The sequence below is a fragment of the Gordonia neofelifaecis NRRL B-59395 genome, from assembly GCF_000192435.1.
Taxonomy (GTDB): Bacteria; Actinomycetota; Actinomycetes; order Mycobacteriales; family Mycobacteriaceae; genus Gordonia; species Gordonia neofelifaecis.
Genome location: NZ_AEUD01000008.1, coordinates 166,047 through 182,835, shown reverse-complemented (window position 1 = coordinate 182,835; position 16,789 = coordinate 166,047). Strand labels below are relative to the sequence as shown.

The 16,789-nt window shown below is 67.6% G+C and carries 12 protein-coding genes; 7 read left to right on the top strand and 5 right to left on the bottom strand.

Annotation, left to right across the window (positions count from 1 at the left end):
* Positions 1 to 89: 89 nt before the first annotated feature.
* Positions 90 to 1,571, bottom strand: a complete 1,482-nt coding sequence (locus SCNU_RS11155) for an MFS transporter (protein WP_040518242.1) — start codon at positions 1,569 to 1,571, stop codon at positions 90 to 92.
* Between the two features lie 138 nt (positions 1,572 to 1,709).
* Between SCNU_RS11155 and SCNU_RS11150 the strand changes: the two genes are divergently transcribed.
* Complete coding sequence (locus SCNU_RS11150) at positions 1,710 to 2,687, top strand: helix-turn-helix transcriptional regulator (protein ID WP_009679475.1); 978 nt, start codon at positions 1,710 to 1,712, stop codon at positions 2,685 to 2,687.
* Positions 2,688 to 2,693: 6 nt separating this feature from the next.
* Here the strand turns inward: SCNU_RS11150 and SCNU_RS11145 are convergent, their stop codons facing one another.
* Positions 2,694 to 3,308, bottom strand: coding sequence for an ASCH domain-containing protein (locus SCNU_RS11145; protein WP_040518241.1), 615 nt, complete (start codon positions 3,306 to 3,308; stop codon positions 2,694 to 2,696).
* Positions 3,309 to 3,632: 324 nt separating this feature from the next.
* Between SCNU_RS11145 and SCNU_RS11140 the strand changes: the two genes are divergently transcribed.
* Positions 3,633 to 5,177, top strand: a complete 1,545-nt coding sequence (locus tag SCNU_RS11140) for an Ig-like domain-containing protein (RefSeq protein ID WP_139025954.1) — start codon at positions 3,633 to 3,635, stop codon at positions 5,175 to 5,177.
* Between the two features lie 103 nt (positions 5,178 to 5,280).
* Here SCNU_RS11140 and leuA read toward each other — a convergent pair whose 3' ends face one another.
* Both leuA and SCNU_RS11130 read right to left on the bottom strand, forming a co-directional pair.
* The gene (gene leuA, locus SCNU_RS11135) at positions 5,281 to 7,128 is read right to left on the bottom strand and encodes a 2-isopropylmalate synthase (protein ID WP_009679472.1); all 1,848 of its coding nucleotides are present in this window, start codon (positions 7,126 to 7,128) and stop codon (positions 5,281 to 5,283) included.
* Positions 7,129 to 7,477: 349 nt separating this feature from the next.
* A complete protein-coding gene (locus SCNU_RS11130; protein WP_009679471.1) occupies positions 7,478 to 8,797 on the bottom strand; it encodes an MFS transporter in 1,320 nt (439 codons plus the stop codon).
* A gap of 185 nt (positions 8,798 to 8,982) precedes the next feature.
* Between SCNU_RS11130 and SCNU_RS11125 the strand changes: the two genes are divergently transcribed.
* Entirely contained in the window at positions 8,983 to 10,152 is a 1,170-nt protein-coding gene (locus tag SCNU_RS11125) for an ABC transporter substrate-binding protein (RefSeq protein WP_009679470.1), read from the top strand.
* A 21-nt stretch (positions 10,153 to 10,173) separates the two neighbouring features.
* Here the strand turns inward: SCNU_RS11125 and SCNU_RS11120 are convergent, their stop codons facing one another.
* The gene (locus SCNU_RS11120) at positions 10,174 to 11,361 is read right to left on the bottom strand and encodes a hypothetical protein (RefSeq protein WP_009679469.1); all 1,188 of its coding nucleotides are present in this window, start codon (positions 11,359 to 11,361) and stop codon (positions 10,174 to 10,176) included.
* A 111-nt stretch (positions 11,362 to 11,472) separates the two neighbouring features.
* Between SCNU_RS11120 and SCNU_RS11115 the strand changes: the two genes are divergently transcribed.
* From SCNU_RS11115 to SCNU_RS11100, 4 genes are all read left to right on the top strand, one after another.
* Positions 11,473 to 12,738, top strand: coding sequence for an aspartate kinase (locus SCNU_RS11115; RefSeq protein ID WP_009679468.1), 1,266 nt, complete (start codon positions 11,473 to 11,475; stop codon positions 12,736 to 12,738).
* Positions 12,739 to 12,749: 11 nt separating this feature from the next.
* Positions 12,750 to 13,775, top strand: coding sequence for an aspartate-semialdehyde dehydrogenase (locus SCNU_RS11110; protein ID WP_009679467.1), 1,026 nt, complete (start codon positions 12,750 to 12,752; stop codon positions 13,773 to 13,775).
* A 237-nt stretch (positions 13,776 to 14,012) separates the two neighbouring features.
* A complete protein-coding gene (locus SCNU_RS11105) occupies positions 14,013 to 15,305 on the top strand; it encodes a lipase family protein (RefSeq protein ID WP_009679466.1) in 1,293 nt (430 codons plus the stop codon).
* A 59-nt stretch (positions 15,306 to 15,364) separates the two neighbouring features.
* Positions 15,365 to 16,774 (top strand): hypothetical protein, encoded by a 1,410-nt coding sequence (locus SCNU_RS11100; RefSeq protein WP_009679465.1) that lies wholly within the window; start codon positions 15,365 to 15,367, stop codon positions 16,772 to 16,774.
* Positions 16,775 to 16,789: the final 15 nt, after the last annotated feature.

Below are 16,789 nucleotides of genomic sequence, written 5' to 3'. Positions count from 1 at the left end.
CATCCCCGAGCCGCCACCCCAACAATCGATGGATCCGGGCTCAACTAACGGATGGCGTCGCTCAACGAACGGGCGAAGCGCCACTCCGCTCAACCAGCAGACGGGGCGCCTTCTGCCGGCGCAGAGATCTCCTGGCGCGGCATGAACTGTGCGGCGACGATGCCGACCACGGCGAGTCCGATCATCGCCAGCATCGCGGCGCGATAGCCGTCGGCGAATCCGCTGGACTCGGACACAGATGAGTACAGGGTTCCGATCACCGCCGCGCCGACAGCGACCGAGAGCGCCTGCACGGTGTTGAACACTCCGGACGCTGCGCCGGCGAGCGCGACGGGGACGTCGTTGAGGACGAGCAGTCCGGCCGCTCCGACGATGAGTCCGAACCCGGCGCCCGCGACGGCCAGGGCCACTGTGAACCACAGTGCCGGATGGATGGATTGATCGGCGACGATCATCGCGGTCATGCCGACGATGAACACCCACGCCCCGGCCTGCAGCACCCGCTTGCCGAATCGGCCGGCGAGCACGGTTGCCGACAGCCCGGCGAAGATCGGGACGGCGATCGAGAACGGAATCCACATCAGGCCGGTGTGCAGAACCGACCAGCCGTGGTCGAGCTGAACGTGCAACGACTGCACCAGGAAATAGCCGCCGGTGGGAATGCTCAACGCGGTGAAGGCGATGAGGCCGGTCGTGAACGAGCGGGTCTGGAAGATCGCGGGCGGGACCAGCGGCTCGACGCCCGCGCGGGCGGTCGTGATCTGACGTCGCGCGAACAGCACGAGTCCGACAGCTCCGACTGCCATCATCGCGAATCCCCAGGCCGGCCAGTCGTGCTCCGGGCCGAACGTGATCGGCGCGGTGAGTGCCGCCAACGATCCCCCGAGAAGGGCGACCGAACCGAGTGTGATCGGCGCCGGCCGCGCGGCGAAGGTTTCGGGGATGAAGATGCGCGCGGCGATCAACGCGAGGACTGCCACCGGGACGTTGATCAGGAACACCGGTCGCCACGACAGCCCGAACCAGTCACCGGAGGTGATGACGGCGCCGAGGACCGGTCCCGCGACGGCTGCGATCCCGATGATCGACGTGAACAGTCCCATCGCTCGTCCGCGTTCGGCCGGCGGATAGAGCACCTGGATGTTGGTCAGGACCTGCGGAATCATCAGCGCGGCCGCCCCACCCTGGAGAATGCGGAATGCGACAAGCTGGCCGGCGGTGTCAGCGAGGCCGCAGGCGAGCGACATGGCGCCGAACGCAACGAGGCCGATCAGGAACAGGCGGCGCCGGCCGAATCGGTCGCCCAGGCGAGCCCCGAGGATCAGGCCGGTCGCATAGGCGAGGGGGTATCCGGCCACGATCCAGGACATCGCGGTGGTGGATGCGCTGAGGTGGTCGCTCATGGTTCGCAGTGCGACGTTGACGACGGTGGCGTCCATCAGTTCCATGAACGACGCGGCGAGGAGACAGATGAGCGCGATCGTGCGCGCTCGACCGGAGATCGGCGGCGCGTCGTCGGAGAGCGTGTTTGTCGAAGCGGCGGGAGATGCCGGTTCTGCGGTGACGGTCATGAGATGCTCCTGCTGGTCGGAGAGGATCGGTCGGCGTTGCACCACTGACGCTATGAGCCCATGTGGACAGTTTCTGTCCGGTAGCTGAGAGAATCTTTCCGGACAGTTTCTGTCCTCTGTATCGGGCATGATGCGGGTATGGCTGATACGACCACCCGCACGCTGAAGCTGCTCGCGTTGCTGCAGGCGCACCGGTTGTGGTCGGCGATCGAACTCGCCGACCGGCTCGAGACGACCGAGCGAACCGTGCGGCGTGACGTCGAGCGGCTGCGCGAGTTGGGCTATCCGGTGGAGTCGGTGCGAGGCAGTGGAGGCGGCTATCAGCTCGCGCCCGGCGGTTCGCTGCCGCCGCTGGTGGTCGACGAGGAGGAGGCCGTCGCCATCGTGAGTGCGCTGCGCACCGCCGCGCACGGATCGGCGGCCGGGCTCGCGGAGGCGTCCGTGCGCGCCCTCGCCAAGGTGATGCAGGTGCTGCCGCCCAAACTGCGGCGGCGTACGGACGCGCTGCGCGCCATGAGTGTGCTCCTCCCCGGCGAGCAGCAGGCACCGACGGTCGACGCCGAGACACTGACCACGCTGGCGCTGGCCTGCCGCGATGCCACCGAACTGACGTTCCATTACGATCCCGCGGCGCGCGCCGGGAGTGCGCCCGGTGTGCGACGCACCGAACCGTTGCGGCTGGTGCCGGTGGGTCGTCGCTGGTACCTGCTCGCCTACGACCTCGACCGTCAGGACTGGCGGACCTTCCGTCTCGACCGGCTGGCCGACGCGCGACCTCAGAAGCGCCGGTTCGCGCCGCGGACGCTGCCGGGCGGAGATCCGGCGGCGTATGTGCGGGCGAGTCTGCGCGGCGGTCGCGACCAGCACTCCGTGCGGGTGGTCGTGCACGCTGAGCCGGGGGTCGTCCGAGAGCGGATCGGGCGGTGGTCGGAGGTCGCCGAGCACGACGACGGGGCGCTGGTGACGATGCAGACCGACGATTCCGGGTGGATCGCCCTCGCTCTCGGCGGGCTGGACGCCGACTACGAGTTCGTCGACGTGCCGCCCGAGGTTCTCCGCGAACTGCGCGGCCGCAATGCGCGAGAGGCGCGGGCGCTCTATCTGGCGGAGCGCTGACGTAGGTCAGCGTGGCGGCAGTGAGTCGAGGTACGCCGCGCCGCGGGGTGAGAGTTCGTACCCGACGTCGTGGCTGATGGTGAGGCCGAGCGCTTTGAGCTTTCGGATGTCGACCTTCATCGGCAGCAACTCCACGCCTCGGATCGCGGCCAATTCCTTCGACACGACCTGGGGATTGTCCCGGATCCATTCCAGGATGTCGCGGGTCCACGGCCCGGACGGGCGACGGTCGAGGCGGTCCAGCCGGCCGGCGATCTCGGTGAGCTCGTCGCGGGTCGGGACCTGCGCGCGCAGTGCGATCCGCGGATCCTCGCCCGCCCATTCGAGGTTGATCCGGTAGACCGTGTGGCCGCCCTTCGATCCGCGTTCGGAGGGTTTGCGGTCGGGCTTGGGCGTGAGGGCCCGGCGCAGCGCCGCGGCATCTTTCATTCCGGCGGCTCGTGCGGCGCGGTCGGAGATGCGGTCCACGTCGGCGACCTTGGCGACGCGGGTGAAGCGGACGACGCCGGCCGCGGTCAGCTGGGTGGAGCCGGGTTTGACGCGAGGCGCGTCCCACCGGCGGTACTGGGCGGTGATCCGGCCGTCCCGGATGCCTTCGGCCACCACTTTGGAGATCAGCACGGTTCCAGTCTGCATCAGTGCGCCGGGGTGATCCCCGCGAAGTCTGCATCCGCGTAACTCGACGACAGTCGCGGCGTTCCGGACGCCGCATCGTTCGTCGAGCTACGCGAATCCACTTCGTGTGACGTCTGGAACGTCGGAATGGCACTGATTGGCCGTTGGCCGGATGTACGGTTATGTACCGTTTTGTCGTCTGCTCGTGCGAGGACTCGCGGGTAATGCCGAGTTCTGTGACTCGGGTCACACTTCGGAGTTCCTGGTCTGAGACTTCCTGAGATATCTGTCCTACGAAGTTTCTGTCTCCATTCGAACGAAGGATCTCTGATGAGGCTGACCACTGGCCCGGTGCTCGCAGTCGCGGGCACATCGGCACTCATAGCGAGCGCCATGGCGGTGAGCGCACCGGCGTCGGCCGAGACGTCGACCCCCAATTTCAAGAACTCGTGCATCGCAGGCTCGGTGATCGGCGACCAGAAGCGGATCACGCAGACGACGATGACCGTGGACGCACCCGCGCAGGTCGCGCCGGGGGAGACCTTCACCTACCGGATTCAGCCGAGCGCGTCGTCGTACCCGGACAAGGACTCGGGTGCGACGACGACCAACCTGTCGCGAATCAAGTTCGACTACGAGATGCTCGACAACGCGACGTTCGTCGGTGCCACTGTGGTTCCCGGCACCGGCATCGGCCTCAGCGGTGCCGCGCCGAGCGTTCTGCGAGTGAACATCGACGGCAACCCCGATACCAACGGTTCGGTGCTGCGGCTGTCGGGCAACAACGAGACGATCGGCAACGGCCCGAATTCGAACGCCAAGGCGGAGGGCGGCATCGTCGTCGCCAAGTCGAAGAAGAACCTCGACGGATCGGCGAACTCCGCCAATGACACCTGGTTCCAGCTTCCGGCGATCGAGGTCACCCTGACCGCGGGCGGTAACGGAGCCATTCAGCCCAAGCTGCGTACCTCCGGAGCCGCCGGAAACCAGGGCGACATGGGCAACTACAACACTCAGCTCGCCAGAGCCACTGTTGCAGTGCTCGGCACCCAGTGGGCGCCGACCCGCTGCTCGCCACGCGATTCCGACGGTGGCCCGCTGAACAGCGGCGCCGGCCCGCTCGCCACCATCCAGGTCGGCAATGGCTCGCCGGTCGACGAGGACAAGGACACGACCACGACGTTGTCGGTGCCGGGTACGGCCACGACCGGCGATGAGGTGACGCTGACTGCGACGGTGGCTCCGGCTCCGACCGGTGGCAAGGTGCAGTTCAAGGCCGACGGTGCGAATCTCGGTGGTCCGGTGGACGTCGAGGACGGTAAGGCTGTTCTGAAGCATACGTTCGCGACTGCGGGTGATCGGGAGATCACTGCGGTGTTCTCGGGTACCGATGGTTTCACCGGTTCGACGTCGGCGGCGCAGACGATCAAGGTGTCGGCTCCGGCCCCGACCGATAAGGACACGACGATCTCCGTCGACGTGCCCGACAAGGCTAAGACCGGCGCCGAGGTCACCCTGACCGCGAACCTGACGCCCTCCGATGTCGACGGCGGCACCGTCCAGTTCAGTGTCGACGGCGTCGCAGTCGGCGGACCGGTGACGGTGGTCAACGGCAAGGCCGTGCTCAAGCACACCTTCACCACCGACGGCAAGCGGACGGTCACGGCCGTCTACAACGGCACCGACGGTTTCAAGGGCTCGATCTCGGCCCCGGCCTTCGTCGACGTCTCGACCGACAACCCCGGCGGCGGTGACGGCGGCGGCGACAACGGTGGCGACGGCGGTGACGACGGCGGCGACAGCAACGGCAGCCTCGGAACCGGCAGCCTGGGCGATCTCGGCCTCGTGGCGAGCCTCACCCACGGCCTGTTCTGACGCCTGAGATGACGAAGCGGCCCCACCCGAAAGGGTGGGGCCGCTTCAGTCTGTGCGCTCACCGCGGGCGATCTCGTGGACCGCGCCTGCTGAGCTCAGCGAGTCACGGTGCCCAGGTGCGTGCGCCTTCGGCGGCGGTCTCGGCCGGCGCCGCGGCACGGAACGCCCGGTTCACCGCGGAGACGACCGCGCGGAGGCTGGCGGTGGTGATCGAGGGCGCGATGCCGACACCCCAGACCGTCTCACCGTTGATCTCGGCCTCGACGTAACTGGCCGCGTTGGCGTCGCCGCCCGCGGTCATCGCGTGCTCGGAGTAGTCGAGGACGCGAACGTCGAACCCGATGGTCGACAGCGCGTCGACGAACGCGGCGAGCGGGCCGTTGCCGGTGCCCGAGATCTCCTTCTCGACGCCGTCGACCAGCACGGCGGCGGTCACAGTGTCCTCGCCGTCATCGGTCTCGGCGGCCTCGACGTGCTGGCGCATCCGCTCCAGCGGCGTGACGGGCTCGAGGTACTCGCGGGCGAAGACGTCCCACATGGCCTTGGGATTGACCTCGCCGCCCTCGCCGTCGGTGATCTTCTGGATCTCGCGGCTGAACTCGATCTGCAGTCGACGCGGCAGGTCCAGGCCGTGATCGGCCTTCATGATGTACGTGACGCCGCCCTTGCCGGACTGGCTGTTGACCCGGATCACGGCCTCGTAGTTGCGGCCGACGTCCTTCGGGTCGATCGGCAGGTACGGCACCTGCCAGAGGATGTCGTCGACGTCCTTGTCGGCTTCGTCGGCGTCGATCTTCATCTGGTCCAGGCCCTTGTTGATGGCGTCCTGGTGGCTGCCGGAGAAGGCGGTGTAGACCAGGTCGCCGCCGTACGGGTGACGCTCGGGGACGTTCAGCTGGTTGCAGTATTCGACGGTCCGGCGGATCTCGTCGATGTCGGAGAAGTTGATCTGCGGGTCGACACCGCGGCTGAACAGATTCATACCCAGAGTCACCAGGCAGACGTTGCCGGTGCGCTCGCCGTTGCCGAACAGGCAGCCCTCGATGCGGTCGGCACCGGCGAGGTAACCCAGCTCGGCGGCCGCGACGCCCTCGCCGCGGTCGTTGTGCGGGTGCAGGCTCAGGATGATCGAGTCGCGGCGCGCCAGGTTGCGGTGCATCCACTCGATGGAGTCGGCGTAGACGTTCGGCGTCGCCATCTCGACGGTCGCAGGCAGGTTGACGATCAGCGGCTTCTCGGGAGTCGGCGCGATCACCTCGGAGACCGCGTCGACGACCTCCTTGGCGTAACTCAGCTCTGTGCCGGTGTAGCTCTCGGGCGAGTACTCGTAGCGCCAGTTGGTGTCCGGGTACTTCTTCTCCTCCTCCAGGCACAGCTTCGCGGCGTCGGTGGCGATCTTGGTGATCGCGGCCTTGTCGGCGCGGAACACGACGCGGCGCTGGAGCACCGAGGTGGAGTTGTAGAAGTGGACGATCACGTTCTGCGCACCGGCGCATGCCTCGTAGGTGCGGGCGATCAGCTCGGGACGGGCCTGCGTCAGCACCTGGATGGTGACGTCGTCGGGGATCGCGCCGTCGTCGATGATCTCGCGGACGAAGTCGAAGTCGGTCTGGCTCGCCGACGGGAAGCCGACCTCGATCTCCTTGTAGCCCATGCGGACCAGCAGGTCGAACATCCGGCGCTTGCGCGCCGGGCTCATCGGGTCGATCAGCGCCTGATTGCCGTCACGCAGGTCGACGGCGCACCACATCGGTGCGCGATCGGTCACCTTGTCCGGCCAGGTGCGGTCGGGCAGGGCGATCTTCTCGACCTCGTCTGCGAAGCTGCGGTAGCGGTGGACGGGCATCGCGGAATTGCGCTGCGGATTCCAGGCGGGCTGGCCGCCGGGGATGGGGCCGTTCGGCTCGACGATGCGGCTGGGGCCGGAGGTGAATGCGTCTGCTGGTGCCATGATTGGTCAATCTCCTGAATGAAAAAGGATGGGGTTGACCGGCACGTCAAGAGGCCCCGCGACGGAGAGCCGGTCGGATCAGACCCCGCCGCGGCAACCGAGAAGGAGTGCACGCTGCATGCATTCAAAGGTAGCACTTGATCACGGGGAGGATCAGGGGGTGTCTTCGTAGGCCGGGTTCGGGGTGGGTCTCGACATCCATCGTCAATCAGTTAGGTTAGGATTACCTACTGAACCGAGCGCTTGGGGTCTCGGTCGAAATGGAGATGAACATGGGCAGCAGCAGCATCCAGTGGCATGAGATTCCGATCATCGGCGACCTCGGCGTCGCCTTCGCGCAGTCGGGGATCTACAACGACTCGGTGAATCCGTGGCCGTCGTCGTCTGACAGGAAGACGGCCGTCGCCAATGACCCGAGCAGCGCGAGACCGAGCGCGGTGCCCAACTCGAAGCTGGTTTCGGAGATGGCGGACGCCGCGCCCGACTGTTCGGGCGGGGCCGAACCCACGACGATGTCGGTCACGAGCGAGAACACCACGCCGTAGCCGATGCCGGCGACCGCGCTGAGGACCATGAAGATCCACAGTGGTGACGCCGTGCCGAGAGCCAGGAATCCGATGTTCGAGATGCCTGCGAGCGTCACCGATCCGGCCAGCGCGAGGCGAGGACCCGTCAGGCGCGCGACGCGGTCGGCGAAGATCGAGAACGTGGCAACGGTCACCGCCATCGGCAGCCCGGCGAGCGCCGCGGCTAGAACGTCGTACCCGAGCACCGACTGGAGGTAGGTGTTCGACAGATACGCGATCCCGCCCTCGGCCATCATGCCGACGAGCGCGACCGCTACGCACGCGCTGAAAGTCGGGTTGCGGAAGAGTCGCAGGTTCAGCAGCGGTGCCGTCGCGCGCGACTCGTGCCACAGGAACAGGACGAGCATCGCTGAACCGAACAGTCCGGCGACCACCGGACCCCGGGCGACCCCGGACGTGGCGAACTCCTTGATCGCGTAGACCGCCGGAAGAATGCCGAGCAACGACAGTGCGACGCCCACGATGTCGAAGGGATCGGAACTGGCCGAACGGTATTCGGGGAGGACGAACGGCCCGACGGCGAACAGCACTGCGAGGACTGGGACGTTGATCAGGAACACCACGCCCCACCAGTAATGGTGGAGGAGGACACCGCCGAGGACCGGACCGATGGCGGCGCCGCCGGCGAAGGCCGAGGTCCAGATGCCGATGGCGCGCGCACGGTCGCGGCTGCGGGGGAACATGTTGGCGATCAGCGCGAGGCTGGCGGGCATCAGTGTCGCGCCGCCGACGCCCATCAGTGCGCGGGCGGCGATCAAGGCGCCGGCGCCGGGGGCGAACGCAGCGAGAATCGAGGCACCGCCGAATACGGCGGCACCGGCGAGCAGAATGCGCCCCCTGCCGATCCGGTCGCCGATGTTGCCCATCGTGATCAGCAGGCCGGCGATCATGAATCCGTAGATGTCGAGGATCCAGAGTTGTTGCGTCGCAGTCGGATCGAGTGCGTTCACGATCGTCGGCATGGCGAGGTAGAGCACCGAGAAGTCCATCGACACCAGGAGGACGGGCAGCATCAGCACGGCCAGCCCGAACCACTCGCGCCCGGCGGGGGCGGTCGGCGCGGTGGTTCCAGCGGCGGACATGGTCGGGGACTCCAGATCTGTTCGAGGGGCCCGCTCAGATTACGCGCGATATGCGGTGGTCAGCGACTCGGATTCGGTGCGGTCCGACTGCGGCGCAGGGCGGTCCGCCGATCCCCGGCGTGACACTCCGGAGTGCGGTAGAACTCGAGGGAGAAGGCCGCCCGCGGCGGTCGGCGAGGAGAGTCGTGGCGACGATCAGCAGGCTGGTCAGCGTGGCGGTGATCGTCGCGGCGATGACGATCTCCGCGGCCTGCGCGAATGACGACGTGCCGCCGCAGTCGGCGCCGTCGTCGCTCGGTCCCTCGGAGAAGGTGCTGAACGTCCTGGCCTGGCCGGGCTATGCCGAGGACGGCAGCACCAATCGGGCGGTGGACTGGGTGCGGCCGTTTCGGCAGTTGACCGGCTGCCAGGTGCACGTGAAGACGTTCGGCACCTCCGACGAGGCCGTGGCGCAGATGCGAACCGGCGAGTTCGACGTGGTGTCGGCCTCCGGCGACGCTTCGCGGAGGCTGATCGATGCGGGCGACGTGCAGCCGATCAATACGACATTGATCTCGAACTACGGTGCCATCTATCCGTTCCTCAAGGACCAGCCGTGGAACGCCGTCGACGACACCGTGTACGGCGTCCCGCACGGCTGGGGCGCCAATGTGCTCATGTATCGCACCGACGTGGTCCGCCCGGCGCCCACCTCCTGGCGGGCGGTGTTCGAGGACGCACGGCGATACGCGGGGCGGGTGACCGCCTACGACTCGCCGATCTACATCGCCGACGCCGCCCTGTACCTGATGCGCCATCGGCCCGACCTGCGGATCACCGATCCGTACGCGCTCGACACCACTCAGTTCGCGGCGGCGGTCGCGCTGCTGACCGAGCAGCGCACGGCCGTCGGCGAGTACTGGAACGACGTCGTCCGCGAGGTGCAGGCGTTCGGCGCCGGATGGAGCGTGATCGGGTCGGCCTGGCAGGTCGCCGCCAATCTCGCGAGCGACGGCGGAGCGCCGGTGGCGACGGTGCTGCCGGAGGAGGGCTCGACCGGATGGTCGGACTCGTGGATGATCGCCGGCCGGACCCCGCACCGCAACTGCGCGTATCGCTGGATCGACTACGTCGTCGGACCGCGGGTCAACGCGCGGATCGCCGAGTACTTCGGCGAGTCCCCGGCCAACTCGGAGTCGTGTGCGTTGATGCGGAATCGGGAGCACTGCGCGGTCTATCACTCGGACGACCCGGCGTACGCCGCGCGCATCTGGTACTGGACGACACCGATGCGCCAGTGCCTGGACGGTCGTACCGACGTCGAGTGCGTCGACTATGCCGAGTGGTCGAAGGCCTGGCTCGAGATCAAGGGGTGAGGTCGTCGGTCAGGGCGAGCCTCAGATCGCGTACTGGAAGACGGTCAGCATTCGGGCGCCGAACCAGGCCGAGAACAGTGCGGCTGCGGCGAGGATGACGATCATCTCCGACCGTGGTCTGCGCGCGATCCGGAGAGCCACCGGGATCAACAGGACGAATGCGGGCAACAGCAGCCGGGCGCGGCTCATCATCAGCCCGTCGGAGAGCAGGATCGACGCCAGTACGCCTGCGGCGTAGACGAGGATCGGCCAGGGCACGCGGTCGGCGACCGCCCAGCCGAACAGGATGAGCACGGAGACGATCAGCAGCGCCGTCGCGATGGCCGCGAAGTCCGATTCGTGTCCGAGAGTCTCGCTCAGGAACCGCCACGTCGCCAGTCCGCCGTCGAACGTGGTGTTCCATCCGGTGGTCTGTATCTGGAACCAGCCGGTCATCGAGCCGGTGCGGGCCCACACCACGGCCAGGTAGCCGAGATAGCCGAGCGGGGCGAGGACCACCGCGGCCCAGGCGCGCGGTCCGTCGCGCCGACCCAGCAGCGCGGCGAGCATCACCGCCGCGATCACCGCGACACCGGTCGGCCGGACCAGGCCGGCGCCGAGAGCGCACAGCCCGGCGAGCAGCCACTGGCGTTCGAGGACCCCGACCAGCGCCCATGCGGCGAGCGCGCAGAACACCGCTTCGGTGTAGGCCATGTTGAGCACCACCGACATCGGCGTCGCCGCGAATAGGGCGACCAGGACGAGTCCGACGGTCGCCGAGCGGCCCGGTGCCGGCCGCAGCGATTCCCGCACGAGTCCGGCGCAGAGTCGTCCGATCCGTCCGACGGCCACTGCCGCCAGCGCGCCAGCGACGACGTTGACGATCATCGCCGCGGCGAACGGCGAGAGGCCGGGGACCAGCGCGACGGTCCGGACCGTCAGCGGATAGCCCGGAAAGAACGCATACGCGGTGAACTCGGTGTGGATCCCGTTGCCGTCGGTGAACCACAGCGGGATTCCGCCGTACCCGTTCTCGGCGATGCCGAGCATCCATTCGCCGTCCCACATGGCGAGCAGCGAGCGCAGCCCGGTGTCGTGAATCTGGGCGAAGAGTGCGAGAACCATCACTCCGACGACGCGCACGACGGCGTACACGCCGACGCACCGAAGGGCGAAGTCGTGTGCTGCGCGCAGGCGCGTCACCGAGGACAACGGGCGGGCGGTAGTCATCGCAGCAGATCCTACGGCGGCTTCGACGGAATGTGCCGTGTCAGGGGCGGCGGGTAAGGTGAACCCGGCGCAAGTCCCGCTAGCTATAGAGATTAAGGAAGGTTGCACGACGTGGCACTGGTCGTCCAGAAGTACGGCGGTTCCTCGGTGGCGGATGCCGAGCGCATCCGCCGGGTCGCCGAGCGCATCGTCGAGACAAAGCGTGCAGGCAACGACGTTGTCGTGGTCGCCTCCGCAATGGGTGACACCACCGACGAACTCCTCGACCTCGCCGAGCAGGTGAACCCGAACCCGCCCGACCGCGAGATGGACATGCTGCTCACCTCGGGCGAGCGCATCTCCAACGCCCTCCTCGCGATGGCGATCGAGGCACTCGGCGAGAACGCGCAGTCGTTCACCGGATCGCAGGCGGGCGTCATCACGACGAGCAGTCACGGCAAGGCCAAGATCATCGACGTGACGCCGGGCCGGGTCCGCAGCGCACTCGACGACGGCAAGATCGTTCTCGTCGCCGGCTTCCAGGGTGTCTCTCAGGACACCAAGGACGTCACCACCCTCGGACGCGGTGGCTCGGACACGACGGCTGTCGCCCTCGCTGCCGCCTTGGAGGCGGACGTCTGTGAGATCTACACCGACGTCGACGGCATCTACACCGCCGACCCCCGCATCGTCAGCAACGCGAAGCACCTCGACCACATCTCGTTCGAAGAGATGCTCGAGATGGCGGCGTGCGGTGCCAAGATCCTGATGCTGCGCTGCGTGGAATACGCGCGCCGATACAACGTTCCAGTTCATGTGCGCTCGTCGTACTCGACTAAGTCGGGCACCATCGTGTCCGGCTCGATGGAGGACATCCCCGTGGAAGAAGCAATCCTCACCGGCGTCGCTCACGACCGCAGCGAAGCGCAGGTCACCGTGGTCGGCATCGAGGACAAGCCCGGATACGCCGCCAAGGTGTTCCGTGCCGTCGCCGACGCCGAGATCAACATCGACATGGTGCTGCAGGGCGTCTCCGCCAGTGAGACCGGCAAGACCGACATCACCTTCACCCTCCCGAAGGAACTCGGCGAGGTCGCGGTCACCGAGTTGGGCAAGCTGCGTGACGAGCTCGGCTTCACCGAGGTCGTGCTCGACGACAACATCGGCAAGGTCTCTCTCGTCGGTGCGGGCATGAAGAGCCATCCGGGCGTCACCGCGACGTTCTGCGAGTCCCTCAGCGAGGCCGGCATCAACATCGAGCTGATCTCCACCTCGGAGATCCGCATCTCGGTGCTGGTCCGCGAGTCGGACCTCGACCACGCCGTGCAGGTTCTTCACGAAGCCTTCGGCCTGGGCGCCGAAGAGGACGCCGTCGTGTACGGCGGAACCGGACGATAGGAGTCGCGAAGATGGGTATTCGACTCGGAGTAGTCGGCGCCACCGGCCAGGTCGGCGGCGTCATGCGTCAGCTCCTCGAAGAACGGAACTTCCCGGTCGACGAGATCCGGTTCTTCGCCTCGCCGCGGTCGGCGGGCAAGAAGCTGCCGTGGCGCGGCGGGGAAGTAGTCGTCGAAGACGCGACCACGGCGGATCCGACCGGTCTCGACATCGCGCTGTTCTCGGCCGGCGGCACCATGTCGAAGGTCCAGGCCCCGCGCTTCGCGGCGGCCGGTGTGACCGTCATCGACAACTCGTCGGCGTGGCGCAAGGACCCCGACGTGCCGCTGATCGTGTCCGAGGTGAACGGCGAGCTCGCCAAGAACCCACCCAAGGGCATCATCGCCAACCCGAACTGCACCACCATGGCGGCCATGCCGGTGCTCAAGCCGCTGCACGACGCCAAGGGCCTGCAGCGTCTGATCGTCTCCAGCTACCAGGCGGTGTCCGGCAGTGGACTGTCCGGTGTCAAGGAACTCGCCGGTCAGGTCCGTGCGGGCGTCGAGGACGCTGAGAAGCTGGTCTACGACGGCCACGCGGTCGATCTCGGCGAGACGATCAACTACGTCGCGCCGATCGCGTTCAACGTGGTTCCGCTCGCGGGCAACATCGTCGACGACGGCACCGGCGAGACCGACGAGGACCAGAAGCTGCGCAACGAGTCGCGACGCATCCTGGGTATCCCGGAGCTGCTCGTCAGCGGCACCTGCGTGCGCGTCCCGGTCTTCACCGGTCACTCGCTCTCGATCAACGCGGAGTTCGCCGAGGCGGTGACCCCGGACGAGGCTCGGGCGATCCTCGCCGACGCCGCGGGCGTCCGCGTCGCCGACGTGCCGAATCCGCTCGACGCCGCGGGCGGCGACGTCTCGCTCGTCGGCCGCATCCGCCAGGATCCGGGAGCACCCGACGGTCGTGGGCTCGCGCTCTTCGTCTCCGGCGACAACCTTCGCAAGGGAGCTGCGCTCAACACGATTCAGATCGCTGAGCTGTTGGTGTAGCACCTTTCGCGGCTCGCGTCGTTCACCGGCGCTCCTCCGTGACCTACGCGTCCCCGTGACGGCACCTGCTGGACCATTCGTCCACGACTTGCTGTCACGGGGACGCTTGCGTCAGTACGTCGCGCACTGCCGACTCGAGCGGGCTTCTTGCAAAGTCACGGAATACCGGCTGAGTGGGCCTCGCATTGGTCAAAATTGGGACTTACCAACGGGTAACTTATGGCGTAGATTACTTGCGTGAGAAAAATTCGGGGATTCGTCTCGTCTAATCATTCATCCATCGCCGGGGGCGCGAAGCGCGTCGGTGCGATCGCAGCGGTCGGCGCCGTGGTGGCGACCGGTCTCGTGGCCGGCAACGCGACTGCGGCGCGCGACTTCTACCAGCCGCCCGCGCGCCTGTCCGACAAGCCCGGGTCGGTGGTCCGCACCCAGCCGACTGAACTCCTGCTTCAGATCCCGGGCGTCCGCAATCAGTGGCCGGGCACCGCGACGCGGATCATGTACACCACCACGCGTCAGGACGGTGCGCCCACCGCGGTGACCGGCGCCGTCGTCGAGCCGACCGCCGCATGGCGCGGCAAGGGTCCGCGTCCGACCGTCGTGTTGGCGCCGGGCACCGTGGGCCAGGGCGATCAGTGCGCGGGATCGAAGATGCTGTCGCTGCCGATGTCGATCGATCCGGCCAAGCCGAGCCTCGGCGTCAACTACTCGGGTCTCGAGATGAACCTCTTCCTGCTCAACGGCGTCCGCGTGGTGCTGACCGACTACGTCGGCATGGGCACCCCGGGCATCCACACCTACGTGAACCGTCTCGAGTCGGGCCGTGCCGTGCTCGACGCCGCGCGCGCCGGTCTCGCCGTAGCGAAGGCGCCGAAGGACGCGCCCGTGGCGTTCTCCGGATACTCGCAGGGCGGTGGCGCCGCGGCGTCGGCAGCCGAGCTGGCCTCCACCTACGCGTCCGACCTCAACGTCAAGGCCACTTACGCGGGAGCGCCTCCCGCCGATCTCAACAAGGTGATCGATCAGATCGACGGCACGTTCATCTCCGGTGCGATCGGCTACGCGATCAACGGTCTCGCCGCGCGCTACCCGGCGCTCGATCCGATCCTGGCTAAGGAGACCAACGCCACCGGCCGACAGGCGCTCAAGGAGGTGTCGACGCAGTGCATCGGTGACACCGGTTTGACGCACGGCTTCCAGCGGACCAGCCAGTGGACGCGCGACGGCAAGTCGCTCAGCGCCGTGATCAAGAAGTACCCCGAGGTCCAGAAGACGGTCGACGATCAGCGGATCGGCCGCCTGAAGCCGAATGCGCCGGTACTTCTGTCGACCGGTGTCAGCGACGACGTCATCCCGCACGGCCAGGTGGTCCAGCTGTACCGCGACTGGAAGAACCAGGGCGCGGACGTCCGGCTCGACAACGACTTCACGCCGCCGATCTTCCCCGGCATGGTCGTCAACCACGCGCTGCCGATGTTGTTCAAGATGCTGCCGGCGACGAGTTTCATCCTCGCTGAGTTGAACAGCTGACCAGTCTTTTGTCCGTGAGGTCTCGCGCGCGGAGTTGATCGTGTGATCGACTGATGCGCATGACTGTCTTCAAGCGTTTCCTGATCGCTGCCGCGGTGGCGGTCGTCGGGCTCGCCACGGTGTGTGAATCGACCGCCGTGGCGAGCCCTGCCGTTCCGAGCTCCGGCCCCGCCTGGACGTCACTGATGCATGGTGACCCGGAGTCGTCGGACAGCACGGCGTACCGCGGTCCGGGCAAGAACGGCCACGTGGTCGCCTCGAGCGTCCCCGGGGGAGTCTGTGCCGCGACCTTCGTCGGCTCCGACGGCTACCCGATCTCGTTGTGCACGGCGTACGTCGCCGGCACACCTCCGCAGTTCGCCACACCGGTCGTCACCATGTTCGACCCCCGCACGGCGCAGGTCGTCGCACGGCTGCCGCTGACCAAGGGCAAGCTGCTCGGCGGGGTGTACGGCTTCCTCGACAACGAGAACCGCGTCGTCGTCGCCGATGGCTCCGGTCGAATCCTGCGGGTCGGCCATCACCGGGCCGGTGCGGGCTGGACCCTCAGGATCGACGAGGCGACCGACGTCTCGAAGCAGATCGGCGGCGACGGCATCACCGGGCTCGCTCCCGATTACCAGGGGCGCACCTGGTTCGCGACCACCGGCGGTGTCATCGGAACCGTGCTGCCCGACGGTCGGATCGGCGCCACTCATCTGCCGAAGGGCGAGGAACTCGGCAACGGTCTCACGATCCGGCGATCGGGGGCGTCCGTGCTGACCACGCACGCTCTGTACGAGATGCAGGCCGACGCGAACGGCGTGCCGCGTACGGTGTGGCGCCGCGCCTACGACAGCGGTGCCGCCCGCAAACCGGGGCAGCTGACCTGGGGATCGGGAACCACCCCGACGTACTTCGGGCCGGGCGGCGACGGCTGGGTCGCCATCGTCGACAGTGCCGCGGTGCCCAATCTGATCGTCTACAACTCCGACGACGGCTCGCAGGTGTGCCGCACCCGCGCGTTCGCGGCGGCGAACCAGGGCACGGAGAACTCGCCGATGGCCTGGGGCGACAGCCTCGTCATCCCGAGCACGTACGGCTTCCAGTACCCGCCGATGGCGGTCAGCGGTGGCCCGAGCGATCCGGCGTTCGCGCCTTTCCGCGGGGGCATGACGCGCATCGACGTCCGTGACGGCGAGTGCAAGCGAGTCTGGGAGAACACCACCGACCGGATGGCCACCCTGCCGCGGCTCTCGCGCGCGGACGGCATGATCCACGGACTCGCGTACGGGCCTTATCTTCCCGTCCCGCAGCAGGTGGGCCCGGTGAACTACGTGGCGGTCGATTTCCAGACCGGCCGCCGGGTGGTCACCCGCCAGGTCGGCGTCGCTCCCGCGGACGAGCCGATGCAGCTCACCGGCATGATCGCCCCCGGCGGCGTGCTCTGGCAGGGCACCATCACCCGGATGCTGAAGATCGCGTCGTAGCCGCAGCGGGATCGT